At 72.9% G+C, this 25702-nt stretch carries 23 protein-coding genes, 1 tRNA gene and 1 pseudogene; 11 read left to right on the forward strand and 14 right to left on the reverse strand.

The window, feature by feature from the left end; genetic code table 11:
- Positions 1-4: 4 nt before the first annotated feature.
- The 3 genes from FNH09_RS27800 to FNH09_RS27810 form a co-directional block, all read right to left on the reverse strand.
- Positions 5-835 carry an SCO1664 family protein gene (locus FNH09_RS27800; protein WP_152892658.1) on the reverse strand — a complete coding sequence of 277 codons (831 nt, stop codon included), beginning with the start codon at positions 833-835 and terminating at the stop codon, positions 5-7.
- On the reverse strand, positions 799-1389 hold the full coding sequence (locus FNH09_RS27805) for a DUF3090 family protein (RefSeq protein ID WP_162469203.1): 591 nt from the start codon (positions 1387-1389) through the stop codon (positions 799-801). Before FNH09_RS27805 ends, FNH09_RS27800 begins: the two co-directional genes overlap by 37 nt.
- Before the next feature lie 87 nt (positions 1390-1476).
- On the reverse strand, positions 1477-2163 hold the full coding sequence (locus FNH09_RS27810; RefSeq protein ID WP_152892659.1) for a histidine phosphatase family protein: 687 nt from the start codon (positions 2161-2163) through the stop codon (positions 1477-1479).
- Positions 2164-2225: 62 nt separating this feature from the next.
- Here FNH09_RS27810 and FNH09_RS27815 point away from each other — a divergent pair, with 62 nt between their 5' ends.
- A complete protein-coding gene (locus tag FNH09_RS27815; RefSeq protein WP_162469204.1) occupies positions 2226-3221 on the forward strand; it encodes a CorA family divalent cation transporter in 996 nt (331 codons plus the stop codon).
- Here FNH09_RS27815 and FNH09_RS27820 read toward each other — a convergent pair.
- Both FNH09_RS27820 and FNH09_RS27825 read right to left on the reverse strand, forming a co-directional pair.
- Positions 3199-3975, reverse strand: coding sequence for a ferritin-like domain-containing protein (locus tag FNH09_RS27820; protein WP_152892661.1), 777 nt, complete (start codon positions 3973-3975; stop codon positions 3199-3201). The genes FNH09_RS27815 and FNH09_RS27820 overlap by 23 nt on opposite strands.
- A gap of 277 nt (positions 3976-4252) precedes the next feature.
- Positions 4253-5308, reverse strand: a complete 1056-nt coding sequence (locus FNH09_RS27825; RefSeq protein ID WP_152892662.1) for an LLM class F420-dependent oxidoreductase — start codon at positions 5306-5308, stop codon at positions 4253-4255.
- Positions 5309-5478: 170 nt separating this feature from the next.
- Here FNH09_RS27825 and FNH09_RS27830 point away from each other — a divergent pair, with 170 nt between their 5' ends.
- On the forward strand, positions 5479-6462 hold the full coding sequence (locus FNH09_RS27830) for an aldo/keto reductase (RefSeq protein ID WP_152892663.1): 984 nt from the start codon (positions 5479-5481) through the stop codon (positions 6460-6462).
- Positions 6459-8747 (forward strand): helix-hairpin-helix domain-containing protein, encoded by a 2289-nt coding sequence (locus FNH09_RS27835; protein ID WP_162469205.1) that lies wholly within the window; start codon positions 6459-6461, stop codon positions 8745-8747. The genes FNH09_RS27830 and FNH09_RS27835 overlap by 4 nt, the downstream gene beginning before the upstream one ends.
- 135 nt (positions 8748-8882) lie before the next feature.
- Here the strand turns inward: FNH09_RS27835 and FNH09_RS27840 are convergent, their stop codons facing one another.
- Positions 8883-9653, reverse strand: coding sequence for a hypothetical protein (locus FNH09_RS27840; protein ID WP_152892665.1), 771 nt, complete (start codon positions 9651-9653; stop codon positions 8883-8885).
- Positions 9654-9700: 47 nt separating this feature from the next.
- On the opposite strand from FNH09_RS27840, the gene FNH09_RS27845 reads away from it, so the two are divergent.
- On the forward strand, positions 9701-9889 hold the full coding sequence (locus tag FNH09_RS27845) for a DUF5703 family protein (protein ID WP_152892666.1): 189 nt from the start codon (positions 9701-9703) through the stop codon (positions 9887-9889).
- A gap of 93 nt (positions 9890-9982) precedes the next feature.
- On the opposite strand, the gene FNH09_RS27850 is transcribed toward FNH09_RS27845, so the two are convergent.
- The 3 genes from FNH09_RS27850 to FNH09_RS27860 form a co-directional block, all read right to left on the reverse strand.
- Positions 9983-10975, reverse strand: coding sequence for a chaplin (locus FNH09_RS27850; protein ID WP_152892667.1), 993 nt, complete (start codon positions 10973-10975; stop codon positions 9983-9985).
- A 111-nt stretch (positions 10976-11086) separates the two neighbouring features.
- Positions 11087-11320, reverse strand: coding sequence for a chaplin ChpH (gene chpH / locus FNH09_RS27855; protein ID WP_152892668.1), 234 nt, complete (start codon positions 11318-11320; stop codon positions 11087-11089).
- A gap of 155 nt (positions 11321-11475) precedes the next feature.
- The gene (locus FNH09_RS27860) at positions 11476-12801 is read right to left on the reverse strand and encodes a M20/M25/M40 family metallo-hydrolase (RefSeq protein ID WP_162469206.1); all 1326 of its coding nucleotides are present in this window, start codon (positions 12799-12801) and stop codon (positions 11476-11478) included.
- Positions 12802-13001: 200 nt separating this feature from the next.
- On the opposite strand from FNH09_RS27860, the gene FNH09_RS27865 reads away from it, so the two are divergent.
- The 5 genes from FNH09_RS27865 (at position 13002) to FNH09_RS27885 (ending at position 19856) form a co-directional block, all read left to right on the forward strand.
- Positions 13002-13089: transfer RNA gene (locus tag FNH09_RS27865), tRNA-Leu, on the forward strand.
- Positions 13090-13313: 224 nt separating this feature from the next.
- Positions 13314-13742 (forward strand): DUF3291 domain-containing protein, encoded by a 429-nt coding sequence (locus FNH09_RS27870; RefSeq protein ID WP_152892669.1) that lies wholly within the window; start codon positions 13314-13316, stop codon positions 13740-13742.
- Positions 13743-14039: 297 nt separating this feature from the next.
- Complete coding sequence (locus FNH09_RS27875; RefSeq protein WP_152892670.1) at positions 14040-17906, forward strand: Pls/PosA family non-ribosomal peptide synthetase; 3867 nt, start codon at positions 14040-14042, stop codon at positions 17904-17906.
- 76 nt (positions 17907-17982) lie between these two features.
- Positions 17983-19344: a M1 family aminopeptidase gene (locus FNH09_RS27880; RefSeq protein WP_162469207.1), complete on the forward strand. Its 1362-nt coding sequence runs from the start codon at positions 17983-17985 to the stop codon at positions 19342-19344.
- Between the two features lie 89 nt (positions 19345-19433).
- Positions 19434-19856, forward strand: coding sequence for a YchJ family protein (locus tag FNH09_RS27885; protein WP_152892671.1), 423 nt, complete (start codon positions 19434-19436; stop codon positions 19854-19856).
- Positions 19857-19943: 87 nt separating this feature from the next.
- On the opposite strand, the gene FNH09_RS27895 is transcribed toward FNH09_RS27885, so the two are convergent.
- Positions 19944-20645 carry a FadR/GntR family transcriptional regulator gene (locus tag FNH09_RS27895; protein ID WP_152892673.1) on the reverse strand — a complete coding sequence of 234 codons (702 nt, stop codon included), beginning with the start codon at positions 20643-20645 and terminating at the stop codon, positions 19944-19946.
- Between the two features lie 130 nt (positions 20646-20775).
- Between FNH09_RS27895 and FNH09_RS27900 the strand changes: the two genes are divergently transcribed.
- Both FNH09_RS27900 and FNH09_RS27905 read left to right on the forward strand, forming a co-directional pair.
- Positions 20776-21321 (forward strand): gluconokinase, encoded by a 546-nt coding sequence (locus FNH09_RS27900; protein WP_152892674.1) that lies wholly within the window; start codon positions 20776-20778, stop codon positions 21319-21321.
- Positions 21322-21362: 41 nt separating this feature from the next.
- A complete protein-coding gene (locus tag FNH09_RS27905) occupies positions 21363-22760 on the forward strand; it encodes a GntT/GntP/DsdX family permease (protein WP_162469208.1) in 1398 nt (465 codons plus the stop codon).
- Positions 22761-22886: 126 nt separating this feature from the next.
- Here the strand turns inward: FNH09_RS27905 and FNH09_RS27910 are convergent, their stop codons facing one another.
- From FNH09_RS27910 to FNH09_RS48925, 4 genes and pseudogenes are all read right to left on the reverse strand, one after another.
- Entirely contained in the window at positions 22887-23510 is a 624-nt protein-coding gene (locus tag FNH09_RS27910; RefSeq protein ID WP_152892675.1) for a cytochrome b/b6 domain-containing protein, read from the reverse strand.
- The gene (locus FNH09_RS27915) at positions 23494-24237 is read right to left on the reverse strand and encodes a molybdopterin-dependent oxidoreductase (protein WP_162469209.1); all 744 of its coding nucleotides are present in this window, start codon (positions 24235-24237) and stop codon (positions 23494-23496) included. Before FNH09_RS27915 ends, FNH09_RS27910 begins: the two co-directional genes overlap by 17 nt.
- A gap of 101 nt (positions 24238-24338) precedes the next feature.
- The gene (locus FNH09_RS27920) at positions 24339-25241 is read right to left on the reverse strand and encodes a hypothetical protein (RefSeq protein ID WP_152892680.1); all 903 of its coding nucleotides are present in this window, start codon (positions 25239-25241) and stop codon (positions 24339-24341) included.
- 182 nt (positions 25242-25423) lie between these two features.
- A pseudogene (locus FNH09_RS48925) lies at positions 25424-25702 on the reverse strand (hypothetical protein); the annotation flags it as partial.

The following is a 25702-nucleotide window of genomic DNA, read 5'->3' on the forward strand; positions in this document are numbered from 1 at the left end:
GGGGTCAGACCGGGGGCCAGGGAATCGCCGGCCACTCGCCGCTCGGCTCCGGATGGGTCCCGGACCTCAGCAGCGTGTCGACCCGCGCCCGGGTGGCGTCGACCTCGGCGGCGGTGAGCAGTTCGGCGAGCCGGACCGCGAGCGCGCCGTCCGGCTCCAGGGCCCCTCTGAGCCCCTTGAGCACCTCCACGGCCTCCCCGGTCAGCGGTTCCCCCGCCCAGCCCCACAGCAGCGTCCGCAGCTTGTTCTCGACGTTGAAGGTGACCCCGTGGTCGATGCCGTAGAGGCGTTCGTCCGCCGTGGGCAGCAGATGGCCGCCCTTGCGGTCCGCGTTGTTGATCACCGCGTCCAGGACGGCGAGGCGGCGCAGCCGTTCGTCGTCGGCGTGCACCAGCAGCGCGGTCCTGCCCTCACCGACCTCGGCGAAGCCGATCGCCTTCCAGCCGGGGGCGGGCTCCTCGTCGTCCACCAGGGCGAGCAGTTCCGCGTCCGGGAGCGCCTCGATCCACAGCTGGCACATCCCCTCGCCGTACGGTCCCTCGCGCAGCACGGTGGCCGGTACGAGACCCCAGCCGGTCGCCTCGGAGACCTCGTAGGCCGCCACCTCGCGCTCGGCGAGCGTGCCGTCGGGGAAGTCCCACAGCGGCCGCTCCCCGGCGACGGGCTTGTAGACGCAGGCCGCTTCCCGGCCGTCGTACGTCACCGTGCAGTACAGCGCCGCGTTGGACGCGTCGCGAATGCGTCCGCGCACGGTCAGCTCGCCGCGCGCGAGCAGCTCGGCGGGCGTCACCTCGGTTCTCACGCCCCGCGGCGGTATCCGTTCTGGCGCGGACATACGTGTCCTTCCGGGTCGAGCGGCAGGCTGCACAGCGGGCAGGGCGGCCGGCCGGCGTTGACGACGTCGAGGGCGCGTTTGGCGAAGGCCCGCGCCTGGGCGCCGGTCAGCCGGACCCGCAGCATCGGGGGCCCGTTCTCCTCGTCCTGGAGGAGCCGTTCCTCGGCCTCGGCGAGGTCCTCGTCTGACTCGGCGTCGAGTTCCACCAGGGCCTGCGCCTCGACGATCATGCGCTGTTCCTCGCCGTCCCAGGCCAGCGCCATGGTGCCGACCCGGAACTCCTCCTCGACCGGCGTGTCGAGGGGGGCGGTGTCGGAGACCTCGGTGGGTGCCATGGCGGGTACGGCAGCGCTGCCGCCGCTACGGCGTACGACCTCGTCGAGCAGTTCGTCCATGCGCTCGGCGAGTGCCGCGACCTGGGTCTTCTCCAGGGCCACGCTGGTCACCCGGGATCCGGCGGTGGCCTGGAGGAAGAACGTACGGCGCCCGGGCAGACCGACCGTGCCGGCCACGAAGCGCTCCGGCGGGTCGTACAGGTACACCTGACGGGACACGTCCTGTCTCCATTGGAATCGTGAGTGCGTGAACGTCCATGCGTGCACGTGACTGCGTGAACCGCTTCACCCTACTGCGGTCGACGATCACGGTGCGCCCGCGCCGCCGCCGACCGGGGCTTCGCCCTCGGCCGGTTCCTCGTGCGGTACGAGGGAGGCGAGGTCGCCGGTGTCCCCGAGGCGCACGAGATAGGGCCGCAGCCTGGTGTAGCGGATCACGGTGAGGGAACAGGGTTCTACGGAGATCCTTTGGAACAGGTCCAGATGAAGTCCGAGTGCGTCCGCCACGAGCGACTTGATGATGTCGCCGTGCGAGCACATGAGGTAGACGGCCTGGGCGCCGTGGTCGCGCTCCACGCGCGCGTTCCACTCGCGTACCGCCTCGGCGGCCCGGGTCTGCATGGCGCGCATGGACTCGCCGCCGGGGAAGACGGCGCCGGACGGGTGGTTCTGGACGACCTCCATCAGGGGTTCGTCCTTCAGTTCGGCGAGCTTGCGCCCGGACCAGTCGCCGTAGTGGCACTCGCCGATCCGCTCGTCGGTGTGCGCGGTCAGTTCCGGACGGGCGTCGAGCAGCGGTCGCAGGGTCTCCTGGCAGCGCTGCAACGGGCTGGTGACGACCTCGGAGACCGGGATGCCGGCGAGGCGCTTCGGCAGTGCGGCGGCCTGCGCGGCGCCGCGCTCGTCGAGAGCGACGCCGGGGGTCCAGCCGGCGAGCAGGCCCTCGGTGTTGGCGGTGGAACGTCCGTGCCGGACGAGGATCAGCGTGGGCATGCGGACCAGCGTAGGCGCACCGGAGGGTGGGCAGAGGGCCGACGGAGAGGAGATTGCGCACCGTGATCGTGGACTGTGCCGTCTACCGTGACGGGCACCGCAACGAGCGCCCCATGGATCTGTCCGACGCGCTGGGCGAGGCGCGCGCCGCGGGCGGATTCGTCTGGATCGGCCTGCACCGGCCGACCGAGGAGGAGTTCGGGCTGGTCACCCGGGAGTTCGGGCTGCACCCGCTGGCGGTCGAGGACGCCCTGAAGGCGCACCAGCGGCCCAAGCTGGAGGTGTACGACGACTCGCTGTTCATGGTGCTGAAGCCGGTCGTGTACGAGCTGGAGAGCGATGCCGTCTCCAGCGGCGAGGTCATGGTCTTCCTCGGTGACGCCTTCGTGGTGACCGTGCGGCACGGCGAGGGCTCGTCCCTGACGGGTGTGCGGCATCGGCTGGAGCAGGAGCCGGAGCTGCTGCGCAAGGGCCCCACGGTGGTGCTGTACGCGATCGCGGACGCGACCGTCGACCACTATCTGGAGGTGGCGGCCGAGCTCCAGACGGACCTGGAGGAGCTGGAGGCGGAGGTGTTCTCGCCCGGCGGGGGCGGTTCGCGGCACACCGCGTCCCGTATCTACACCTTCAAACGGCAGATCCTGGAGTTCCGGCGTGCGACCGGGCCGCTGGCGCCGCCGCTGGGCCGGCTCTCGGGCACCGGTCAGTCCGGTTCGTCGGTGCCGTTCGTGCACGAGGAGTCGCGGCCCTTCTTCCGTGACGTCAACGATCACCTCACGCGTGTGAACGAGTCGGTGGAGGGTCTGGACCGGCTGGTCTCGGACGTCCTGTCGGCGCATCTGGCGCAGACGGGCGTGCGGCAGAACGACGACATGCGGAAGATCTCGGCGTGGGCCGCCATGGCGGCGGTGCCGACGATGCTCGCGGGGATCTACGGGATGAACTTCGACCACATGCCGGAGCTGCACTGGCTGTGGTCGTATCCGGTGGTGATCGGGGCGATGGCCGTTCTGGAGGTGCTGCTGTACCGGACGTTCAAGCGGCGGGGCTGGCTGTAGCGAGCGCGTCGCGCCGCAGGGGCATCTCCAGGGAGACCATCCGCCGCCAGCCGGCGAAGCGCTCCCAGGCGTAGACGCCGTGGATGCCGGCCGCCAGCGCGGTCGACCTGGCGGCCGGCCAGCGCAGGATGCGCCCCATGTGGGTCATGACGGCGAGGCTGACGTCCCGGTAGACGCGGATCTCGGCGAGCGCGCACTCGCGCAGGGTGCGCTGGATGGCGGGGCCGTGGCCGGCCCGGGCGTAGCGCAGCAGTTCCTCGTGGCAGTAGGCGAGGTGGTTGTCCTCGTCGTTGGAGATCATCTTCACCGCGTGGCCGATGTCGGGGTGGTCGGCGAAGTGCCTGAGCAGCAGTTCCATCTGTTCGGACGCGCGCTGCTCGGTGACCCGGCTGTGGGCGAGGTAGACGACGATGTCGCCCACGGTCAGGGGCTCGTCGCTCCTGAGCCTGGAGTGGGCGAGGCCGACGCCGTGCCGCTCCAGGAGCATGGTGTAGTCGGTCTCGGGCGGTACGGGGACGGGTTCGAGACCTCGTCTGCGGATCAGGGCGTTGAAGATCCGCCCGTGTTTGTCCTCGTCGGCGCCATGACGGGTGATCTTGGGGGCCATGTGCCGTTCGCTGTCCGGGACGAGCGCGGCGATCCGTGCGTTCTCCCAGCCGCCCTGGGCCTCTCCGCCGGCCGCGATGGAGCAGAAGAGCCGGTAGGACTCGTCGTCGTCGAGGATCTCCTGGAACAGACTCTTGGCCGACAGCATGGCACGCACCTCTCTGCCCGACTCCGAACAATTCCGGAGAATTCAGCAGGGTTCAGCAAGATTCCGCAGAGAACGAGTCAAATGCGGTGCGTCAGGGCGCGCAACAGCTGTGCCGGGGGACTCGGCCGAAAGAAGGAACACGGCGGTCACTGCAAAGGCGTAACCGCGCGGGCGGCCGGCGCGTTGTTCCCTGTGACGGCCGTGGCGGGGAAGACCCCCGAGCCCCCACCACGGCCGTGGTAACTTCCGGCGCCGCACGGGCGCCGTCGGACAGGGCTCAGGCGAGCCCGGCGCGCTCCATGGCCTCGGTGCCGGCCCGCAGCGAGGCCAGCCGCTCGTCGAGGGTGAAGCCGGCCGGGGCGAGGGTCAACGTGGTGACGCCGGCCGCCGCGTAGGCCTTCATCCGGTCCGCGATCCGCTCCACCGAGCCGAGCAGCGTGGTCCGGTCGATCAGGTCGTGCGGTACGGCGGCCGCGGCGCCCTGCTTGTCGCCGGACAGGTACTTGTCCTGGATCTCGGCGGCGGCCTGTTCGTAGCCCATGCGCTGGGCGAGCTGGTTGTAGAAGTTCTGCTTCCGGCTGCCCATGCCGCCGACGTAGAGGGCGGTGTAGGGGCGGAAGGTGTCGGCGAGCCGCTCCACGTCCTTGTCGTCGCCGACGGCCAGCGGGAGGGTCGGGCAGACGTCGAACCCGTCGAGGGTCTTGCCGGCCTTCTCGCGCCCGGCGCGCAGGTACGTGATCGCGGTGTCCTCGATGTGGTCGGCCGAGGGGAAGATCAGCAGGGCGCCGTCCGCGATCTCACCGGTCTGTTCGAGGTTCTTCGGACCGATCGCCGCGATGTACAGCGGGATGTGCTCGCGCTCCGGGTGCACGGTCAGCTTGATGGGCTTGCCCGGGCCGCCGGGCAGCGGCAGCGTCCAGTGCTCGCCCTCGTACGACAGCCGCTCCCGGGTCATCGCCTTGCGCACGATCTCGACGTACTCGCGGGTGCGGGCCAGCGGCTTGTCGAACTTGACGCCGTACCAGCCCTCGGAGACCTGCGGGCCGGACACGCCGAGGCCGAGACGGAAGCGTCCGCCCGACAGCGAGTCGAGCGTCGCCGCGGTCATCGCGGTCATCGCGGGCTGACGGGCCGGGATCTGGAAGATCGCCGAGCCCACGTCGATGCGCTCGGTCTGGGCGGCGACCCAGGTGAGCACGGTGGCCGCGTCGGAGCCGTAGGCCTCGGCGGCCCAGCACACGGCATAGCCGAGCCGGTCGGCCTCCTGCGCCACGGCGAGATTGTCCGCGTCCATCCCGGCGCCCCAGTAGCCGAGGTTGATCCCGAGCTGCATGCCAGATCCCCTTACCGCTCAGTAACGTCCCTTGTGCGCAGACCTTAGCGCGGGGCCCGGCGACGAGGCAGTCGGGTGGGGCCGGGTGGCGGCCAAACTGCTCCGTCCCCACGAAATCGGTTATCCACAGGCAACCCACGCACCACCCCTGGCCAGTAATCTCGGCGTTCATGGAGCAGAGGCATCTCGGCCGCACCGGCCTGCGCGTGTCCCGCATCGGACTGGGCACCCTCACCTGGGGCAGGGACACCGACGAGCATGACGCCGCGGACCTCTTGAAGACGTTCTGGGAGGTCGGCGGCAGTCTCGTCGACACCGCGGACGTGTACGGCGACGGAGAGGCCGAGTACCTGCTCGGGCGGCTGATGGAGGGCCTGGTCCCGCGCCGTGACCTGGTCATCTCGACCAAGGCGGGCAGCGTGCCCGACCCCGACCGCCGGTTCGACGGCTCACGCGGCCATCTGCTCGCCGCCCTCGACGCCTCACTGGCCCGGCTCGGCACGGACTACGTCGACGTCTGGCACATCCACGCCTACGACCCGCACACCCCGCTGGAGGAGACGCTCCAGGCGCTCGACCTGGCCGTCGGCAGCGGCCGGGCGCGCTACGCGGGCGTCTCCAACTTCTGCGGCTGGCAGCTCGCCAAGGCGGGGACCTGGCAGCTCGCGGCGCCCGGCACCCGGACCCGGCTGGCGAGCACGCAGCTGGAGTACTCGCTGCTCCAGCGAGGCGTGGAGCGCGAGGTGCTGCCCGCCGCCATGGACCTCGGTATAGGGCTGCTGCCGTCCTCGCCGCTCGGCCGCGGAGTCCTCACCGGCAAGTACCGCCACTCCACTCCCGCGGACTCGCGCGGTGCCTCGGAACACCTGGCGCCCTTCGTAGAGCCCTACCTCGACGACACCGCGAGCCGCATCGTCGACGCCGTGACGACCGCGGCGGACGGGCTCGCCGTGACCCCGCTACAGATCGCCCTCGCCTGGGTCCGCGACCGGCCCGGGGTGACCGCCCCCATCATCGGCGCACGCAACGCGCAGCAGCTCACGGCGGCACTGTCAGTGGAGGCCCTTACTCTTCCTGACGAGATCTGCCGGGCCCTCGACGACGTGTCGGCGCCCGTGCACCGCTATCCCGATCACGACTGGAGCACGCTGTGAGCACGGAGCCGGAGACCACCAGGGACGCCGGGGCACCGACCACCGCAGACCCCGAGACCCAGGACGCCGGCGAGCCGTCGGCGGGCACCGAGCAGGGCCGGGGCGACGGCGCGGAGGAGACCGGCGGCGACGCCTCGGCGACCGCGGCCGACGGTGACGGCGGTGACGGCGACGCCGTGACGGGTGTGGGCGGCTCGGACGCGGAGGGCTCGGGCGCGGAGGGCGAGGGGGAGGCCCCCGCGCAGCGGTCGGAGGCCGAGGCCGAGATCGCGGCGCAACGGCTGGAACGGGAGCGGATCGAGCGGCGGAAGGCCGAGAAGCAGGGGCCCATCTCCAGCGGCGGCAAGCTGAGCGGGACGGCCGCGGACCTGCTGGCCGCCGTGCGGGCGGTGGAGAGCGGTGCGAAGCCCGCCGCCGCGTTCGACGGACCCGAGCCCACCCCGCGCCGCGCCGCCGCGGAACCCGTAAGGCGCCCGGAGCCGGTGGCCGTCACCGGCGCGGGACCGGCGGCCGGCCCCGCACCCGAGACCGTCGAGGCCGTACGGCGGGTGCTGGCCGAGGGCGGCGCGCCCGAGGCGCTGGCGCCCCAGGTCGGCGCGGCGCTCGGCGAGGGCGCGCCGGACGAGCTGCGCGCCGATCCCTGGCAGCTGCTGCGGGTCGCGGGCGTGCGGCCCGAGCAGGCCGACGGGTTCGCGCGGGCGCTGCTCGGCGCGGACTGCCGCCCGGACGACGAACGGCGGGGCCGCGCGGTCGTCGGCTGGCTGCTGGAGCAGGCGGCCGTGGCCGGGCACACCGCCCTGGAGCTGCCCGCCCTCACCGCGGCGCTGGCCCAGCGGGGTGTGCCCGATGACGAGGCGGCCGTGCAGAGCGCGCTCGCGGAGGGCGAGGCGCTCGTCTTCCAGGACGCGCTGGAGGAGCCCGCGGCCGGGCGCCGGGACGACGCGGCGCAGGACGGCGAGGAGGCCCAGCCCCGCCCGGTCCGGGTCCTCGTCGGCCTGGAGCGGTACGCGCTCGCCGAGGAGAGCCTCGCCGACGGTCTGGCCCGCGTGATCAACGCACTGCCCAAGGAATCCGCCGCGGAGTGGGAGGCGGCCGCGGCCACGGTGTCCGGCAGCGCCGCCGAGCTGATCCGCGCCGTCGCCGGACACGGGCTGGTGCTGCACACGGGCGGCGAGGCGGCCCGCGCCGAACCGGCGGCCCTGTTCGGCGCCGCCCGCGCCCTGGGCCTGCGTGCCGTCGCGGCCTGCCACACGGCCGACGGCCGCGATCGGCTCGCCGCCACGCTCACGACGGCCGAGGACGGTTCCGCAGCCGTCGCCGACGCGGGCACCGACGTCGTCACCGTCGCCGGGCTGCTCTCCGGCGCCGAGGGTCCCGGGCGGGACCCGGAAGGCGCCCTGGAGCTCGATCTCCTGGTCCTGCCGGACGCGCCGCAGCTCGATGTGGAGAGCGCCGCGATGGTGGTGGAGTCGCTGCCCGACGGGGCCCGGCTGGTGCTGAGCGGTGATCCGGCGGTGCTGTGGTCGGCCGGCCCCGGCCGGGTCTTCGCCGATCTGCTCGCCGCCCGCGTCTGTCCCCAGATCGCCTCGCGCACACCGGACCCGGGTCCGATCGGCGAGCTGGTCTCGGGCATCGGCATCGGTGAGCTGAACCAGGTGGACGCGCCCGGCAAGGAGATCGTGATCGTGCCGGTGCGGGACGCGGGCGAGGCCGTGCACCGGACCGTGCAGCTGGTCGCCGACTCGGTGCCGCGCGCCTTCGGCGTCCCCTCCGAGCAGACGGTGGTGATCACTCCCGGGCACGGCGGCGCGGCCGGCACCCGGGCCCTCAACGCCGCGCTCAAGGAGCGGCTCAACCCCGGCCCCGGGCGGTTCGGCGGCTTCGACCCCGGTGACCGGGTCGTCCACTCCCCCGTACCGGGGCGTGCGCTGCCGGGCCTGGTGGTGAAGGCCGACGCGGACGGGCTGCACCTGGAGTGCGCGGGCGAGCCCGTCGTCGTACCGAAGGACCTGGTGGAGCGGTCCGTGCGGCACGGGTGGGCGCTGACCGCGCACCAGGCGGTGGGCAGCCGGTGGCCCGCGGCGGTCGTGGTGCTGCCCGGCGATGCCGCGCAGGCCCTCAGCCGGCCCTGGATCTACACGGCGTTCGGCCGGGCCGAGCGCCATCTGTCGGTGGTCCACGGCGTGGAGCAGGCGCTGCCGAGGGCGGTCGCGGAGGTACCGGCCAAGCCCCGCACGACACGGCTGCCCACCCTGCTGCGCGCCCAGGTACCCACGGCGCACTGACCCGCACCCGGGGCCCCTGCGGAGCGGAGACGACGGACGGCGGCGGTCGGGAGGTGATGCCTCCCGACCGCCGCCGTGACGACAGGCGCCCGCACGGCCGCTGCCGGGCGGGCGGCGGCGATGCGACGACCGGTCCTAGCGGTCGGCCTCCAGCCGCTCCAGGTCCTCGTCGTCTTCGTCTTCGTCTTCGCCCTCGTCGTCTTCGCCGTCGTCCTCGTCCTCGTCCTCGGGCAGATCCGCGTCGGGATCGTCGTCGGTGACGTCCTCGTCCTCCGCCTCGTCCCCGAGGTCGATGTCGTCGTCGAAGACCGCGCTGACGTCGAAGCGGCAGACCACCCGCTCCGGGTCCGCCTGCTCGAACGGGGCCTCCAGCCACTCTCCGGGGTCGGCCTGATCGTCCGCGGCCGTCACCCAGAGCGTGGAGTCGCCCTCCTCCAGCCCGAACTCCTTGTGCCGGGATGCGATCTCGTCCGGCTCGAACTCGCCGAACAGAATGCCGAGCGCCCCGTGGACGGTGCCCGCGGCGTCCTCGCCCGTGCCCGCGGCGTCCTCGTACTCCGCCGCCTCGACCCGCTGGGCCTGCGCCAGCAGCCGCTGGGGCTCCGCAACCGCGTAGTCGCGGCGGATCAGCACACTGATCGCGTTCGGCTCCGCGGGGCCCGTGTACGGCGGCAGTGAGTCGTCCGCACCGGGGATCTCGAAAGGCGTGACCTCGTCGTAGCGGTCGTAGAGCAGTTCGTCGTAGACCTCGGCGGCCGCGGCCAGCTCGTTGAACGCCTCGTAGACGGCCGGGTCGTCCTCCCCCGACCTGCGTTCGACCGCGGCCAGGTGGCGGTCGAGCGCGGTCTTGACCGCCTCGGCGGCGGCTCGTACCTCGGCAGCGGTGGGCTGCGCAGCATCAGACATAGTGCAGACGCTATCCGTACCGGGCCCCAGCCCGCACAATAGATGCGATGCCGGAATACGAATTTGTCGACGTGTACGTACCGCGCGGGGTCTCCCGCAAGGACGCGACCCGTCTGCTGACGGACCATGCCGAGTACGGAAACTGGGAGTTGGACCGCCTGAGTCTGTTGCGCGACGGCAGCCGCAGGGTGCGGTTGCGCCGGCGGATCATCCGTCAGGTGCGCGCCACCTGGTGAGCTGAGGCGGCGGAAAATCGGAGCGGGCCCCGCCTGAGGCGGGGCCCGCTCCGTTGGGTCGGCCATCGGCCGCCGGGCTTTCGCCCTGGGTCGTCACGCCCAGGCACGTGCCTTGCGGTAGAGGACGGCACCGGCCAGCAGCGCGCCCGCGCCGACCGGCAGGACGAGTCCCATCGGCAGCTCGGAGCCGGTGTGCGCGAGCTGTGCCGTCTCGGCGACCGGGGTCACCGACCGGGTGCCCTGCTCGTTGACGTGGGTGTCGGACCCGGAGGTCGGGGTGGTCGGTTGCACCGGCTTGCCCGGCTGCTCCGGCGTCCGGGGCGGCGTCGTACGACCCGTGTCGCGCGGGGGCGTGGAGTGGTCGTCCTCGCCGTAGCCGCCGGCGCAGTCGTTGCCGAAGACGGGGTTCAGCACACCGATGACGTCCACGCCGTTGCCGCAGGCGTTCACCGGCACGCCGATCGGCACCTGGACGTCGTTTCCGGAGCCCACGCCGGGCGAACCGCCGGTGTGACCGCCGGCGTACGCGCCCCCGTGGCCGCGGTGGCCGTCACGATCGCCGTAGCCGCTGTCATGCCCGCCGTAGCCACCGCCGTTCCCGCCGTAGCCGCTGTCGTGCCCGCCGTAGCCACCTTGACCGCCATGGCCGCCGCGACCACCGGAGTCGCCGTAGCCACCGGAGTCGCCGTAGCCACCGTGGCCGCCCGAGTCGCCGTAGCCACCGCCGTGGCCGCCGTAACCGCCTCGGCTGTCGTCGTCGTGGCCGCCGTAACCGCCCCGGCCGTCGTCGTCGTGGCCGCCGTAGCCGCCGTGGTCATGCCCGCCGGAGCGGAAGGTGCCCCCGCCCTCGTTGGCGCATTTGTTGCCCATGGCCGGATTGAGGAGCCCGATCACGTCGACCGTGTTCCCGCATACGTTCACCGGAATGTCGATCGGTGCCTGGATCGTATTGCCGGACAGAACGCCCGGAGAATTCGTGCTCGCGCCGCTCGCTCCCGAGTCGGCGTGGGCATAACCACTGGCGGCCGCGATGGCTCCGGTCGCCGCCATCACGGTCATGAGGCCTTTACGCGTGACCTCTCGCATGCTGAATCCCTGCCTTTACCCTTTGACGTTGCCTGGAAAGGCCGAGCGGCCCCGGAGCGCATGGCGCGAGCTCCGGGACCGACGGCATGGACGACCCTCAGAAAGGCGACGTCAGTCGTTGACGCAGGTGTTGCCGAAGGTGGGGTTCAGCAGACCGATCACCGAGATCGTGTCGCCGCAGACGGCCACCGGCACGTGAACGGGCACCTCGAGGACGTTGCCGGACAGGACGCCCGGGGAGTGCGCAGCCGCACCCTGAGCGCCGGAGTCGGCCACGGCCAGGCCCGCGCCCGCGAGAACCAGCCCACCGGTGGCAGCCGCAGCAGCGACGACCTTCTTGATCATTATTCCTCCTTGTTGGCAATGCGATCCAAAACCACGGATCACATCACCAGTAACGAGGAGGCTCCGACGAAGCTACGAGCTAATGAGACCATTCACTCTTCTCAGTGCTCACCGCACGCGTTGGCGAATTCCGCTGCGCTGTCCCGGCGGCGTGTTCAGGACGCGTCGATGAAACGGTCGAGCACGCGCACGCCGAACTTCAGACCGTCCACGGGGACCCGCTCGTCGACGCCGTGGAACATGCCCGCGAAATCCAGCTCCGGCGGCAGCTTCAGCGGCGCGAAGCCGAAGCCCCGGATGCCCAGGTCGTCGAAGGACTTGGCGTCCGTGCCCCCGGAGAGCATGTACGGGATCGCCTTGGCGGCCGGATCCTCGGCCAGCAGCGCGGACTGCATGGCGTCCACGAGCGCCCCGTCGAAGGTGGTCTCGACCGCCTTGTCGGAGTGCACGTCCGTGCGCCGGACGTTCGGTCCGAGGATCCGGTCGAGGTCGGCGAGGAACTCCTCCTCGAAGCCGGGCAGGAAACGCCCGTCGACGTGCGCGGTCGCCTCGCCCGGGATCACGTTGACCTTGTAGCCGGCGTTCAGCTGGGTGGGGTTGGCGGTGTTGCTCAGGGTCGCGCCGATGAGCTTGGCGATGCCGCCGAGCCGGGCGAGGGTGCCCTCCATGTCCTCCGGGTCGAGCTCGGTGCCGAGCGCGTCCCCGAGCTCGTCGAGGAAGGCCCGGGTGGTCTTGGTGACCCGCACCGGGAACTTGTGCCGGCCGAGCCGGGCGACGGCCTCGGACAGCTCGGTGATCGCGTTGTCCCGGTGGATCATCGAGCCGTGCCCGGCCGTGCCGGCCACGGTCAGCTTCATCCAGTGCATGCCCTTCTCGGCCGTCTGGATGAGATAGAGGCGCCGCTGCTCGCTGACGGTGAACGAGAACCCGCCCACCTCGCTGATCGCCTCGGTGACGCCGTCGAAGAGGTCGGGGTGACGGTCGACCAGGTACTTGGCGCCGTACGTGCCGCCCGCCTCCTCGTCGGCGAGGAACGCCAGGACGATGTCGCGGGGCGGTCGGCGCCCGCTGCGCAGCCGGTCCCGCACGACCGCGAGGGTCATCGCGTCCATGTCCTTCATGTCGACGGCTCCGCGGCCCCAGACGCACCCGTCCGCGACCTCGCCGGAGAAGGGGTGGTGGGTCCAGTCGGCCGCGTTGGCCGGCACGACGTCGGTGTGGCCGTGGATGAGCAGTGCGGGCCGCGTGGGGTCCTCGCCCTCGATGCGGGCCACGGTGGAGGCGCGTCCCGGGTGCGACTCGAAGATCCGCGGTTCGAGACCGACCTCCGCGAGCTTCTCGGCGACGTACTCGGCCGCCTTGCGCTCACCCGGGCCCGAGTGGTCGCCGTAGTTGCTGGTGTCGATCCGGATCAGCTCGCGGCAGAGGTCGACGACCTCGTCCTCGCCGGTGACACCCTTGGCCGTGTCCGTCTGGCTCACGCTGCTTCCTCCCGCTGACACTGCTGGTGGTTGCCCTCATCCTCCCCCTCCCGGGACCGGGACCCAAGGCCGGTCCCGGTCCGTCACACGCCGTTCACGCCGGGAGCGCCGCCGCCGGACCACCTGTGATCGGCCACCCCCGAAAGCCTGGTAATGTTTACGACGTCGCCGCGGGGAGAACCCCGCACGACAGACACCTTGTCCGGGTGGCGGAATGGCAGACGCGCTAGCTTGAGGTGCTAGTGCCCTTTATCGGGCGTGGGGGTTCAAGTCCCCCCTCGGACACCAGCCGAATCCCCCTGGCCGCTCAGCGGCCGGGGGGATTCGTCGTTTCCGGCTCCACCGGCGTCGACGGCCCTGCGCGGCAACGCCGTCACGCGTCCACTCCATGGTCCGGAATTCGCCCCTGCGGGGGTGTCCCGAAGTCGGGCCGCGTGGACTCTTATGGGGTGGCGGGCCGCCCCGCCGCGACGGTGGTCCGTGCCGTCACCGACGAGCGGAGGAGAGTCCCGATGCCCACCCTTCCCTGGCTGCCCGGCGCCGACCGGAGCGCGGCGGCTCCCGCGGGCGCCACGGGCCCGCCCCTGGTCATGGCCTCCCGGCTGGAGCTGCGGTCGCTGTGGTCGGTGCCCAGGTTCCTCCTGCTGTCGCTCGTCGTCCTCCGGCAGGTCAGGCGCTCCCCGGGTCTGATCGGCACCTCGCTGCGGGCGGAGCCGCTGAAGCGGACGTTCTGGACGCTGTCGGCGTGGCGGGACCAGGAGGCCCTGAACACCTTCGACCGCACCGACCCGCACGCGAGGCACGTGCGCCGACTGGGTCCGGGGATGAGGGGCTCTGCGTTCGTGTTCTGGAGCACCGAGCGGGACCAGCTCCCGGTCACCTGGGACGAGGCGAGGCAGCGGCTGGACGAGCAGGTGAACAAGGAGACACAGGGGACATGAGTGTGATTCCGGCCGAGTTCGGGCGCCCCTCGCACCGCCGGGCGGGCCCTGACGGGCAGTTGTGTGGGGCATCTCTCCTTGCCGCAGCAAAACGCCAGCTCAGAGAGGGTCTCAGAACTCTGCGTACCCTCTCGGTCGCCCCCCGTTCGGCCCTCCCCGGTGGCTGGAGCAGGCCCGCGTTCCTAGCGTCGTACTAGCATTTCCGGCTTGTTACGGTGCCGAGCTGGACAACCCCAGGCATACCTGCGGGCCCGTCGGCGCCCCGGAGCCTTCCGGGATTCGAGACGCGAGGACCCGATGGCAGCCATACACGAGAGCGGTGCTCTCGGCCTGCTCGACGACGAGATCCGCGCGCCTGACGGGGCACGCTTCACCGGGGGGCCGGCCGCCGGTGCGCGCACCCTCGTCGACGTCTTCGACGCCAGCGTGCGCTCCCACCCGGACGAGCTCGCCCTGGACGACGGCACGACCCGCCTGACCTACCGGGCGCTCGCCGGGGAGGTGGAGCGGCTGCGCCGCCGGCTCGCCGACGCCGGTGTCGGCCTCGGCGACCGCGTCGGTGTCCGGGTGCCCTCCGGCACCAACGACCTGTACGTCGCGATCCTCGCCGTCCTCGCGGCCGGCGCCGCCTATGTCCCGGTGGACTTCGAGGACCCGGACGAGCGGGCCGAGCTGGTCTTCGGCGAGGCGAGAGTGCGGGCGGTCGTCGGCGCCGGGCACGAGCTCACCCCAAACGACGGTGCCCGCACCCCGGCGGCCCGTCCCGGCACCGGGCACGACGCGTGGATCATCTTCACCTCCGGCTCCACCGGCAAGCCCAAGGGTGTCGCCGTCAGCCACCGCAGCGCCGCCGCCTTCGTGGACGCGGAGGCCGCTCTCTTCCTCACCGACGAGCCGATCGGGCCCGGTGACCGGGTCATGGCGGGTCTGTCGGTCGCGTTCGACGCCTCCTGCGAGGAGATGTGGCTGGCCTGGCGGTACGGCGCCTGTCTGGTACCGGTCCCGCGCTCCCAGGTCCGCAGCGGCGCCGACCTCGGCCCCTGGCTGGTCGAGCAGGAGATCACTGTCGTCTCCACGGTGCCGACGCTGGCCGCGCTGTGGGAGCCGGAGACCCTCAACGACGTACGGCTGCTGATCTTCGGCGGGGAGGCCTGTCCGCCCGAGCTGGTGCAGCGGCTGGTGACGGAGGGCCGCGAGGTCTGGAACACCTACGGGCCGACCGAGGCGACCGTGGTGGCCTGCGCGGCCCTGATGTCCGGCTCCCCCGAGGAGCCGGTGCGCATCGGGCTGCCGCTGCGCGGCTGGGAGCTGGCCGTGGTCGACGAGACCGGTGAGCCGGTGCCGATGGGCGGCAGCGGGCAGCTGGTGATCGGCGGGATCGGGCTGGCCCGGTACCTCGACGCCGACAAGGACGCGGAGAAGTACGCGCCGCTGCCGTCGCTGGGCTGGGAGCGGGCGTACCGCAGCGGCGACCTGGTGCGGGCCGACCCGCAGGGACTGGTGTTCCTGGGGCGGGCCGACGAGCAGATCAAGCTCGGCGGGCGCCGGATCGAGCTCGGCGAGGTCGACGCGGCCCTCCAGGCCCTGCCCGGGGTCGCGGGCGCGGCCGCCGCCGTGCGCACCGCCCGCAGCGGCAACCAACTGCTGGTCGGCTATGTCGTCACCCAGGACGGCTGGGACCAGGCGGCGGCCGTCGAGCGGCTGCGCGCCGAGCTCCCGGCCGCGCTGGTGCCGCTGCTCGCCCCGGTCGCCGACCTGCCGACGCGCACCTCGGGCAAGGTGGACCGCAACGCGCTGCCCTGGCCCCTGGAGGGTCTGGAGACCGCGGGCGCGGCCGAGCGGCTGCACGGCACCGAGGCCTGGCTCGCCGAGCAGTGGACGGCCGTGCTCGGCATCCCGGTGACCGGGTCGGGCGACGACTTCTTCGCGATCGGCGGCAGCAGCCTCGCCGCCGCCCAGCTCACCACCCGGCTGCGCGAGCGCTACCCGGACGCCGCCGTCCTCGACATCTACCAGCGGCCGACCCTGCGCAAGCTGGCCCAGCGGCTGGAGGCCTCCGCGCAGCAGGCCGGCGAGAGCCGGACGGTCGCCCCGGTGCCGCTGCGCGCCCGGCTGGTCCAGCTGCTCCTGCTGGTTCCGCTGTTCACCCTGCTCGGGCTGCGCTGGACGGTGGTGCTGGCCGCGCTCGGCAACGTGCTGACCGGCTACGCCTGGCTGCCGACCGCGCCGTGGTGGCTGGTGGCGGCTGGCGCCGTGCTGTTCTTCAGTCCGCCGGGCCGGCTCGCGCTCGCCGCGGGCGGGGCCCGGCTGCTGCTGCGGGGTGTGAAGCCCGGCCGTCATCCGCGTGGCGGCAGCGTCCATCTGCGGCTGTGGACCGCCGAGCGGCTGGCCGAGTACATCGGGGCGACCTCGCTGACCGGTTCCTGGCTGGAGCGCTACGCCCGGGCGCTGGGCGCCAGGATCGGCCCGGACGTCGACCTGCACTCGCTGCCGCCGGTGACCGGTCTGCTCAAGCTGGGCCGGGGCGCGGCCGTGGAGTCCGAGGTCGACCTGTCGGGGTACTGGCTGGACGGCGACCGGCTGGAGATCGGCCCCGTCAAGGTGGGCGCGCACGCCGTGGTCGGCACGCGCAGCATCCTGTTCCCCGGGGCCCGGGTGGGCAAGCGGGCCGAGGTCGCCCCCGGTTCCGCCGTGGCCGGGCAGGTGCCGACCGGCCAGCGCTGGGCGGGCGCGCCCGCGGTCAAGCTCGGCAAGGCCAAGCGCAGCTGGCCCAAGGACCGTCCGCCGCGGGGGCGTTTCTGGCGGGCGATGTACGGGGTGTCGGGCGCCGGGCTCACCCTGCTGCCGGTGGTGTCGGCGGGCGCCGCGCTGCTGGTCGTGCGGCAGTTCGTCGAGCCCGGCGCGGGCCTCGGCGCGGCCCTGCGGGGCGCCGCGCTCGCGCTGGTCCCGGCCACGCTCGCCTACGGTCTGGCGTACGCGCTGCTGCTCCTGGCCGCCGTACGGCTGCTGAGCCTCGGTCTGCGCGAGGGCACGCATCCCACGCACAGCAGGGTCGGCTGGCAGGCCTGGACCGTCACCCAGCTGATGGACCGCTCCCGCGAGACCCTCTTCCCGCTCTACGCCGGGCTGGCCACGCCGGTGTGGCTGCGGCTGCTGGGGATGCGCGTCGGCCGGGGCGCCGAGGTGTCCACGGTGCTGGCGCTGCCCAGTCTGACCACGGTCGGGGACGGCGCGTTCCTCGCCGACGACACGCTGACGGCACCGTACGAGCTCGGTGGCGGCTGGGTGCGGATCGGGCGTGCGGAGATCGGGCGGCGGGCCTTCCTCGGCAACTCGGGGATGACCGCGCCGGGCCGGTCGGTGCCGGACGGCGGTCTGGTCGGCGTGCTGTCGGCGACCCCGAAGAAGGCGAAGAAGGGCAGTTCGTACCTGGGGCTGCCGCCGGTGAAGCTGCCGCGCTCGGCGGCCGAGTTCGACCAGGACCGCACCTACGACCCGCCGGCCCGGCTGCTGTGGGCGCGCGGTCTGGTGGAGCTGTGCCGGCTGGTGCCGGTGTTCTGTTCCGCGGCGCTGGCCGTGGGCACGGTGGCGGCGCTGTGCGCGCTCGGCCCTTGGGCCGCGCCGTTGTCGGGACTGGTGCTGCTGGCCACGGGAGCGGTCGCGGCGGTGGTGTCGCTGGCCGCCAAGTGGCTGCTCGTGGGCAGGCACCGCAGCGGGGAGCATCCGCTGTGGAGCGGGTTCGTCTGGCGCAACGAGCTGGCGGACACGTTCGTCGAGGTCGTTGCCGTACCTTGGCTGGTAGGCGCCGTACCGGGCACGCCGGTGACGACGGCGTGGCTGCGCGGTCTTGGCGCGCGCATCGGCCGCGGGGTCTGGGTGGAGAGCTACTGGCTGCCCGAGACCGACCTGGTGACCTTGGAGGACGCGGCCACCGTGAACCGTGGCTGTGTGCTCCAGACCCACCTTTTTCACGATCGGATCTTGCGGACGGGTACGGTTGTCCTCCGTCAAGGCGCCACCCTGGGCCCTGGCGGGATCGTGCTGCCCGGCAGCACGATCGGGGCCCGCACCACCCTGGGTCCCGCGTCGCTCGTCATGGCCGCGGAGTCCGTTCCGGACGACACCCGCTGGCTGGGCAACCCGATCGAGGCCTGGCGTACCTGAGCGCCGGCCGTTCGGACCCGGTGGGCGGTGCAGCACCGGCACGGCGGACAGCACAGCGCAGGGAGCGGACACGGCAGTGGCAGTACAGCAGTCAGTGGGCCCGGACCCGTACTTCCCGGCCAACGGCGACCCCCGCTACCGGGTGCACCGCTACGAGCTCGCCCTGGACTACCGTCCCGGGCCGAACCGGCTGGCGGGCACGGCCCGGATCAACGCCATAGCCGGGCGGGCGGCGTTGCCGGAGTTCCAGCTGAACCTGGCCGACTTCAGGATCGGCCGGGTGCGGGTGGACGGGCGGCAGCCGCACTACACCCACCGGGGCGACCGGCTGCGCATCCGTCCCGCCAAGCCGGTCCGGCCCGGCGCCGCCTTCACGGTGGAGGTGCACTGGTCCGGCAACCCCAAGCCGGTGGCCAGCCCGTGGGGCGGGCTGGGCTGGGAGGAGCTGACGGACGGGGCGCTGGTGGCCAGTCAGCCGGTCGGGGCGCCGTCCTGGTACCCGTGCAACGACCGCCCCGCCGACAAGGCCTCGTACCAGATCTCCGTGACCACGCCGTCCGCGTACGCGGTGGTCGCGGGCGGGCGGCTGCTCACCCGCACCACGAAGGCGTCGACCACCACCTGGGTCTACGAGCAGTCCGCGCCGACCTCCAGCTATCTGGTCGGGCTGGCGATCGGCAAGTACCAGACGGTCCTGCTGGGCGACCCGGGGTTCGGCGGTGTGCCGCAGCACGGGCACATCCCGGCGCATCTGCTGCCCGCGTTCTCCCGGGACTTCGCGCGCCAGCCGATGATGATGGACTTGTTCCAGCGGCTGTTCGGGCCGTATCCGTTCGACGAGTACGCGGTCGTCGTGACGGAGGAGGAACTCGATGTGCCGGTCGAGGCGCAGGGGTTGTCGCTGTTCGGGGCCAACCACGTGGACGGGGCGCGGGGTTCGGAGCGGCTGGTGGCGCACGAGCTGGCGCACCAGTGGTTCGGCAACAGCGTGTCCATCGCCGACTGGCGGCACATCTGGCTGAACGAGGGCTTCGCGAAGTACGCGGAGTGGCTGTGGTCGGAGCGCTCGGGCGGTCGCAGCGCGCAGCAACTCGCGGCGGCGGCACACCGGTTGGTGTCGTCGCTGCCGCAGGATCTGCGGCTGGCCGATCCGGGGCGCAAGTCGATGTTCGACGACCGGCTCTACGAGCGCGGCGGGCTCGCCGTGCACGCGGTGCGGTGTGCGCTGGGCGACGACGCGTTCTTCCGGATGCTGCGCGGCTGGACCCTGCTGCACCGGGGCGGGGCGGTGACGACGGCGACGTTCGCCGCGCACGCGGCGCGCTTCGCGTCGGAGCCGCTGGACGAGGTCCTGGACGCCTGGGTGTACGGGACGGAACTGCCGCCGCTGCCCACGCAGTCCATGCCTCCGATGCCGCTGGCACCGCCCAATCCGTAGCAGGGCGCCGGCTCCGTCCGGCGCGGTCCGCGGGGGCGCGGTGGGCCTGGTCGGGGCAGGCCGGCCCGGGGTGCAGCAGAATGGACGTCATGTCCCGACGCACCTCGCACCCGCGGCGCCCGAGCGCCACCGGCCCGGCCTCCGGGCCCTCCTGTCCCTGCGGCACGGCGCAGCCGTACGAGGAGTGCTGCGGCCGGTTCCACCGGGGTGAGGCCGCGGCTCCCACCGCGGAGGCGCTGATGCGCTCGCGCTACTGCGCCTTCGTGCGGCTCGACGTGCCCTATCTGCTGCGGACCTGGCATCCGCGGACGCGGCCGGAGCGGGTCGAGCTCGACCCGGGGATGCGGTGGAACGGGCTGGAGATCCTGGAGACCGGCGGCGGTACGGGCTTCCACGCCACCGGGACCGTGACCTTCCGGGCCTCCTACCGGGGCGGCTCGCTGCACGAGCGCAGCCGGTTCGAGCGGGTCGACGGGGCGTGGGTCTACGTGGACGGGGACTTCCTGGACTGACGGGACTTCCTGGACCGACGGGGGTTCCCGGACCGACGGGGATTCCCGGACCGGACGGACCGTCCGGCAGGGGCCGTTCGGGTGGGTTCAGGGCGCCAGGATGTCGAGTTCCTGGAGGGCGCCCTCCGCGATCTGCCGGGTCAGTTCCTGCGCGCGGACCGCGTCGCCCTCGCGGACCGCCTCGGCGACCCGGACGTGCAGGGTGACGGCGGCCGGGTCGGGGTCCTCGAACATGACCTCGTGATGGGTGCGGCCGGCCAGGACCTCGGCGACGACGTCCCCGAGCCGGGCGAACATCTCGTTGCCGGACGCGGTCAGGATCACCCGGTGGAAGGCGATGTCGTGGACGAGGTAGCCCTCCAGCCGGTGGCCGCGCGAGTTGGCCACCATGCCCAGCGCGCACTCGGTGAGTTCGGCGCACTGCTCGGCCGTGGCGTTCCGCGCCGCCAGGCCCGCCGCGATCGGCTCGACCGCCGAGCGCAGCACGGTGAGCGAGCGCAGTTGGCGCGGCCGGTCGGCGCCCGCCAGACGCCAGCGGATGACCTGCGGGTCGTAGACGTTCCAGGCCGCCATGGGCAGCACGGTCACGCCCACCCGGCGGCGGGACTCGACCAGATGCATGGACTCCAGCACCCGGACCGCCTCGCGCATCACCGACCGTGACACCTCGAAGCGCTGCGCGAGCTCATCGGTGCGCAGAACGCTGCCCGGCGGGTACTCGCCCGCGGTGATCGCGGGGCCGAGGGATTCCAGTACGCGGCCGTGCAGCCCCCGGTCCGAAGTGGTCATGCACTCAGCGTACGGGGTGGATCACAGAGCCAAAAAGTCAGACTTATATGTCACAGACTCTTGAATTTGTCGTACCTAATCGGTTTCAGTGTGGTCGACACCAGGTGTCGACGAAGACAGTGAGGCAGTCATGAATACCCCGCAGGTCGTCGTGGTCATGGGGGTCGCCGGTACCGGCAAGACCACCATCGGCCCCCTGCTGGCGGCGCGTCTCGGCGTTCCGTACGCCGAGGGCGACGACTTCCACCCGCAGGCCAACATCGCCAGGATGTCGGCCGGCATCCCGCTCACCGACGAGGACCGGTGGCCGTGGCTGGACGCCATCGGCGGCTGGGCCCACGAACGGGCCGGTCTCGGCGGGGTGGTCAGCTGCTCGGCGCTGAAGCGGTCCTACCGCGACCGGCTGCGGGCCTCGGCGCCCGGCCTCGTCTTCGTGCACCTCGCGGGCGACCGCGCCCTCATCGAGGACCGGATGTCGCACCGGCAGGGTCACTTCATGCCCACGGCACTGCTGGACTCCCAGTTCGCCACGCTCCAGCCGCTCCAGGCGGACGAGGCGGGAGTCACCGTGGACGTGGCCGGCGACCCCGAGGACATCACCGCGCGCGCCGCGGCCGCGCTGGACGCCCTCGGCCGGACCTCGCAGTCCCCCACGCAGTCGTCACCGCACGCATAACCCCGCTTCCCTCCCCGTCCCTCCCTTCACAAGGAACCCCCGTGACCAGACTCAGCGTCGAGATGCTGGCAGCGGACGCCGTCGAGCCGATCACCTCGGCCGGCCACGCCCGGCTGGGCCTCGCCGTGCTGGCGGGCATCGCCGTCATCGTCCTGCTCATCACCAAGTACAAGCTCCACGCCTTCCTGGCGCTGACCATCGGGTCGCTCGCGCTGGGGGCGTTCGCCGGAGCGCCGCTGGACAAGGCCATCCTCAGCTTCACCACCGGACTCGGCGCGACCGTGGCCGGAGTGGGCGTCCTGATCGCGCTCGGGGCGATCCTGGGCAGGCTGCTGGCCGACTCCGGCGGCGCCGACCAGATCGTCGACACGATCCTCGCCAAGGCGGGCGGCCGGGCCATGCCGTGGGCGATGGTGCTGATCGCCTCGGTGATCGGTCTGCCGCTGTTCTTCGAGGTCGGCATCGTGCTGCTGATCCCGGTGGTGCTGATGGTCGCCAAGCGCGGCAACTACTCCGTGATGCGGATCGGCATCCCCGCGCTGGCCGGCCTGTCGGTGATGCACGGACTCATCCCGCCGCACCCCGGCCCGCTGGTCGCCATCGACGCGGTCAAGGCCAACCTGGGCGTCACCCTGGCCCTGGGCATAGTCGTCGCGATCCCGACGGTGATCATCGCCGGTCCGCTGTTCTCCAAGGTCGCCGCCCGCTGGGTGGACGTCCCGGCCCCGGAGCGGATGCTCCCGCCGCGCGCCTCGGAGGAGCTGGAGCGCCGCCCGAGCTTCGGCGCCACCCTGGCCACCGTGCTGCTGCCGGTCGTGCTGATGCTGTCCAAGGCACTGGTCGACATCGTCGTCGACGACCCCACGCACCAGGTGCAGCGGGTCTTCGACGTCATCGGCTCGCCGCTGATCGCGCTGCTCACGGCCGTCATCGTGGGCATGTTCACGCTGGGCCGGGCCGCGGGCTTCACCAAGGACCGGCTGTCGACGACCGTCGAGAAGTCCCTGGCGCCGATCGCGGGCATCCTGCTGATCGTCGGCGCGGGCGGCGGCTTCAAGCAGACCCTGATCGACTGCGGGGTGGGCCAGATGATCCTGGACATCTCCAAGGACTGGTCGATCCCGGCGCTGCTGCTGGCCTGGCTGATCGCGGTGGCGATCCGGCTGGCCACCGGTTCGGCGACCGTCGCGACCATCTCCGCGGCCGGACTGGTCGCCCCGCTGGCCGCCGACATGTCCACCACCCACACGGCGCTGCTGGTCCTCGCCATCGGCACGGGCTCGCTCTTCTTCAGCCATGTCAACGACGCCGGCTTCTGGCTGGTGAAGGAGTACTTCGGGCTGAGCGTCGGCCAGACGGTCAAGACCTGGTCCGTCATGGAGACGATCATCTCCGTGGTCGGCGGCGGTCTGGTGCTGCTGCTGTCCCTGGTGATCTAGGGACGCCCCGGAAACCCCGCGGTACGGCGTCCACGGCCCGCCCGCTCCCCCGGCACCGGCGTCAGCGCCGGCCGGCCGGGGAGCGGGCGGGCCCGCCGCGTCACATACCCGCGGCGCGCCCTGTCCTCAGGGCCGCCACAGCGGATGTTCCCGCTCCGCCCACTCCGGGCTCACCGACCCCGTGCGCATGCCCCGGCGGGCCTCCGGATCGCCCAGGGCCATGCCGATGTGGCCGGCCAGCACGACACCGACGGTGAGGGCGAGCCAGTCGTGCACGAAGGTCGCACCGGTGCGCCAGACCAACGGCGCGAGGTGGGTGAACCACATCAGCAGGCCCGTGCCCAGCATCACCAGCACCGCCCCGGCGATCCAGGCCGCGAAGATCTTCTGGCCGGCGTTGAACTTGTCCGCCGGACGGGACGCGCGGCGCCGGTCCCGGACCAGCGCCGCGCGCAGCCAGATCCGGTCGTGCGCTCCGAACCGGTTCAGCCGGCCCAGGTCCGCGCGGAAGGCCCGGGAGGCCAGCCCGGCCAGGACGGGCACCGGCAGGGCGAGCCCGGCCCACTCGTGGACCCGTACCACCAGCTCGCGGCGGCCGACCAGCTCGGCGAACTCGGGGACGTACAGGAAGGACGCCGTCACCACGCAGACGCCCATCAGCACCGCGGTGGCGCGGTGCGTCCACCGCTCGGCGCGGGTGAAGCGGTGCCGGCGGTCGGCGGCGACGGCCGGGTCAGCTCGTAGGGGCATCGTCGCGTCCGTTCGAACGGCCCACCCAGGCGTCGACGTCGTAGCCGCGGTCCTCCCAGTAGCCGGGGTGGACGTCCTCGGTGACGGTGATGCCGGAGAGCCACTTGGCCGACTTGTAGAAGTACATCGGCGCGACATACAGGCGCACCGGGCCGCCGTGCGCGTGCTCCAGGTCCTTGTCCTGCATGCGCAGCGCCACCAGGACGTCGGCGCGGCGGGCCTGGTCGAGGGTGAGGCTCTCGGTGTACGTGCCGTCGAAACAGCTGAAGCGCACGGCCCCGGCCTTCGCGCGCACCCCGGCCGCGTCCAGCAGCCGGGACAGCCGTACGCCCTCGAAGGGCGTCCCGGGGACCCGCCAGCCGGTGACGCACTGGACGTCCTTGACCATCCGGGTCTGAGGCAGGGCGCGCAGGTCGGCGAGGGTGTAACTGGCCGGGTGGTCGACCAGGCCGTCGACGGTGAGGCGGTAGTCGGTGGCGTTCTTGTGCGGGACGGACGCGGCGACGGAGTAGTAGCGGAATCCGCCGCCGTTGGGGAGCAGGCCGGTCAGGCCCGTGGGGTCCTTGTCGGCCGCGCTGCCGAGGAAGGCCTCCAGGCCGCGTTGCAGGGTGGGCGCCGCTAGCACGCCGAGGGCGCCCAGGCCCAGGGTGCCCAGGAAGATCCGGCGGCCCACCGGCGCACCGCGTTCCCCGGGTGGTTCGGGTCGTTCGGGTGGTTCGGAAGTCACCCCTTCATTCGAACACCCGCGACCCCGGCGGGGCCAGGATTCTCCGGACCCGTCAGATTTCCGTAACCAGTTCTCACCCTGCCCTCATGGACGGCGGGGCCTCACCCGGTGCCGAACGCGCGGTCGCGGGCGGCCCGGAAGGCCGCGCGCGGGTCGCGGTCCGGGTACGTCCAGGGCGCGGGGGTGGCGTACGCGCCGATCCGCTGGAACAGGGCGGCCGCCTCGGCGGCACGGCCCGCGTGGTGCTTGGCGTGGGCGAGGAAGTTGAGGTCGACCAGGCAGCGCGGGTGGCTCTCGTGCTCCCACTCCAGCCACCACTCGAAGGCGGCCCGCGCCACCTGCCCGGCCCGGGGGCCGGTCCAGTGGTCCGAGGCGGCCGGGTCGGCGGGCTCGGCCCCGGTGGCGGCCAGCACCCGGTAGCGCTCGGCGCGCGCGACCACCGGCAGCACGGCCAGCGGGGAGTCGGCGGGGGCCCGCCGGGCGGCCGTCTCGGCGAACTCGTAGACCGCGTGCTGCGGGTCGGGGCCCGCGTCGGCGCGGCGCTCGGCGAGCCGGGCGACCATCAGATGGTGGGCGTGATGGTGCTCGGGGCAGCGCTTGCGCACCTCCTCGAAGGCGGCGGTCGTGTCCGCCTCGCCGCCACGGGACCGCTCCAGCATGAGCAGGCCGAGCCAGGGGGTGGGATCGGCGGGCGCGAGCCCGGCGGCGGTGTGGCAGGCGTCGCGTACCCGGTCCTGCCGCTCCCGGCCGCGTATGGCACGCCTGACCAGGGCCAGGGCGAGCAGCACCGAGGCGTCGGCGGAGCCGGGTTCGGCGTTCAGCCAGTCGCGGGCCCGGGCGGCGCTGCGGGGATGCCGGGCGAGCACGGCGACGCGATGGCCCCGGCGCTCCCAGTCGTCACCCGTCCGGACCAGCAGCGAGCGGGCGGCCTGCCAGCGCCCCTCGGCGAGCGCGGCACGGGCGGCCACGAGTTCGATGTCGTCGAGCGCGGCGTCGAGAGCCAGACGCGGATGCGCGCTGCGCCGACCTTCACCGGTACTCGGGCCGGGGCCCTGGGAACCGGGATCGTGACCGGGTTCGGCACCGGGGGCGAGATGCGCGCCGGGCGCGGCCTCTCGGCCGGGACCGGGGGCGGGCTCTCGGCCGGGACCGGGGCCAGGGCCGGACCGGGCACTGGGGGCGAGATTCACGCCCGGGGCGGGTCCACGGCCGGGACCGGCAACGAGGGAGGGGCTGCGGCCGGGACCGGCGCCAGGGCCGGGACCGGGACCAGGGCCGGGACCGAGGCCGGGACCAGGGCCGGCGCCAAGAACGGGATCGTGGTCGGGTTCCGTGCCGAAAGCGGGTAAGCGGCCGGTATCGGGATCTGCACCGGGACCGGGACCGTGACCGGGGGCTGCACCGGGGCCGGGGTCGCGGCCGGGTAACGGGCCGGAGTCGTCATCGGGGGGAGGCGGGGGTAAAG

Source organism: Streptomyces adustus (genome assembly GCF_009377175.1).
Classification (GTDB): domain Bacteria; phylum Actinomycetota; class Actinomycetes; order Streptomycetales; family Streptomycetaceae; genus Streptomyces; species Streptomyces adustus.

What these genes read in the sequence shown, in the direction of transcription:
- FNH09_RS27800 (WP_152892658.1), bottom strand. Translation starts at nt 835, where the DNA reads ATGTCCGCGCCAGAACGGATACCGCCGCGGGGCGTGAGAACCGAGGTG.
- FNH09_RS27810 (WP_152892659.1), bottom strand. Translation starts at nt 2,163, where the DNA reads ATGCCCACGCTGATCCTCGTCCGGCACGGACGTTCCACCGCCAACACC.
- FNH09_RS27820 (WP_152892661.1), bottom strand. Translation starts at nt 3,975, where the DNA reads ATGCTGTCGGCCAAGAGTCTGTTCCAGGAGATCCTCGACGACGACGAG.
- FNH09_RS27825 (WP_152892662.1), bottom strand. Translation starts at nt 5,308, where the DNA reads ATGCAGCTCGGGATCAACCTCGGCTACTGGGGCGCCGGGATGGACGCG.
- FNH09_RS27830 (WP_152892663.1), top strand. Translation starts at nt 5,479, where the DNA reads ATGGAGCAGAGGCATCTCGGCCGCACCGGCCTGCGCGTGTCCCGCATC.
- FNH09_RS27840 (WP_152892665.1), bottom strand. Translation starts at nt 9,653, where the DNA reads ATGTCTGATGCTGCGCAGCCCACCGCTGCCGAGGTACGAGCCGCCGCC.
- FNH09_RS27845 (WP_152892666.1), top strand. Translation starts at nt 9,701, where the DNA reads ATGCCGGAATACGAATTTGTCGACGTGTACGTACCGCGCGGGGTCTCC.
- FNH09_RS27850 (WP_152892667.1), bottom strand. Translation starts at nt 10,975, where the DNA reads ATGCGAGAGGTCACGCGTAAAGGCCTCATGACCGTGATGGCGGCGACC.
- chpH (WP_152892668.1), bottom strand. Translation starts at nt 11,320, where the DNA reads ATGATCAAGAAGGTCGTCGCTGCTGCGGCTGCCACCGGTGGGCTGGTT.
- FNH09_RS27870 (WP_152892669.1), top strand. Translation starts at nt 13,314, where the DNA reads ATGCCCACCCTTCCCTGGCTGCCCGGCGCCGACCGGAGCGCGGCGGCT.
- FNH09_RS27875 (WP_152892670.1), top strand. Translation starts at nt 14,040, where the DNA reads ATGGCAGCCATACACGAGAGCGGTGCTCTCGGCCTGCTCGACGACGAG.
- FNH09_RS27885 (WP_152892671.1), top strand. Translation starts at nt 19,434, where the DNA reads ATGTCCCGACGCACCTCGCACCCGCGGCGCCCGAGCGCCACCGGCCCG.
- FNH09_RS27895 (WP_152892673.1), bottom strand. Translation starts at nt 20,645, where the DNA reads ATGACCACTTCGGACCGGGGGCTGCACGGCCGCGTACTGGAATCCCTC.
- FNH09_RS27900 (WP_152892674.1), top strand. Translation starts at nt 20,776, where the DNA reads ATGAATACCCCGCAGGTCGTCGTGGTCATGGGGGTCGCCGGTACCGGC.
- FNH09_RS27910 (WP_152892675.1), bottom strand. Translation starts at nt 23,510, where the DNA reads ATGCCCCTACGAGCTGACCCGGCCGTCGCCGCCGACCGCCGGCACCGC.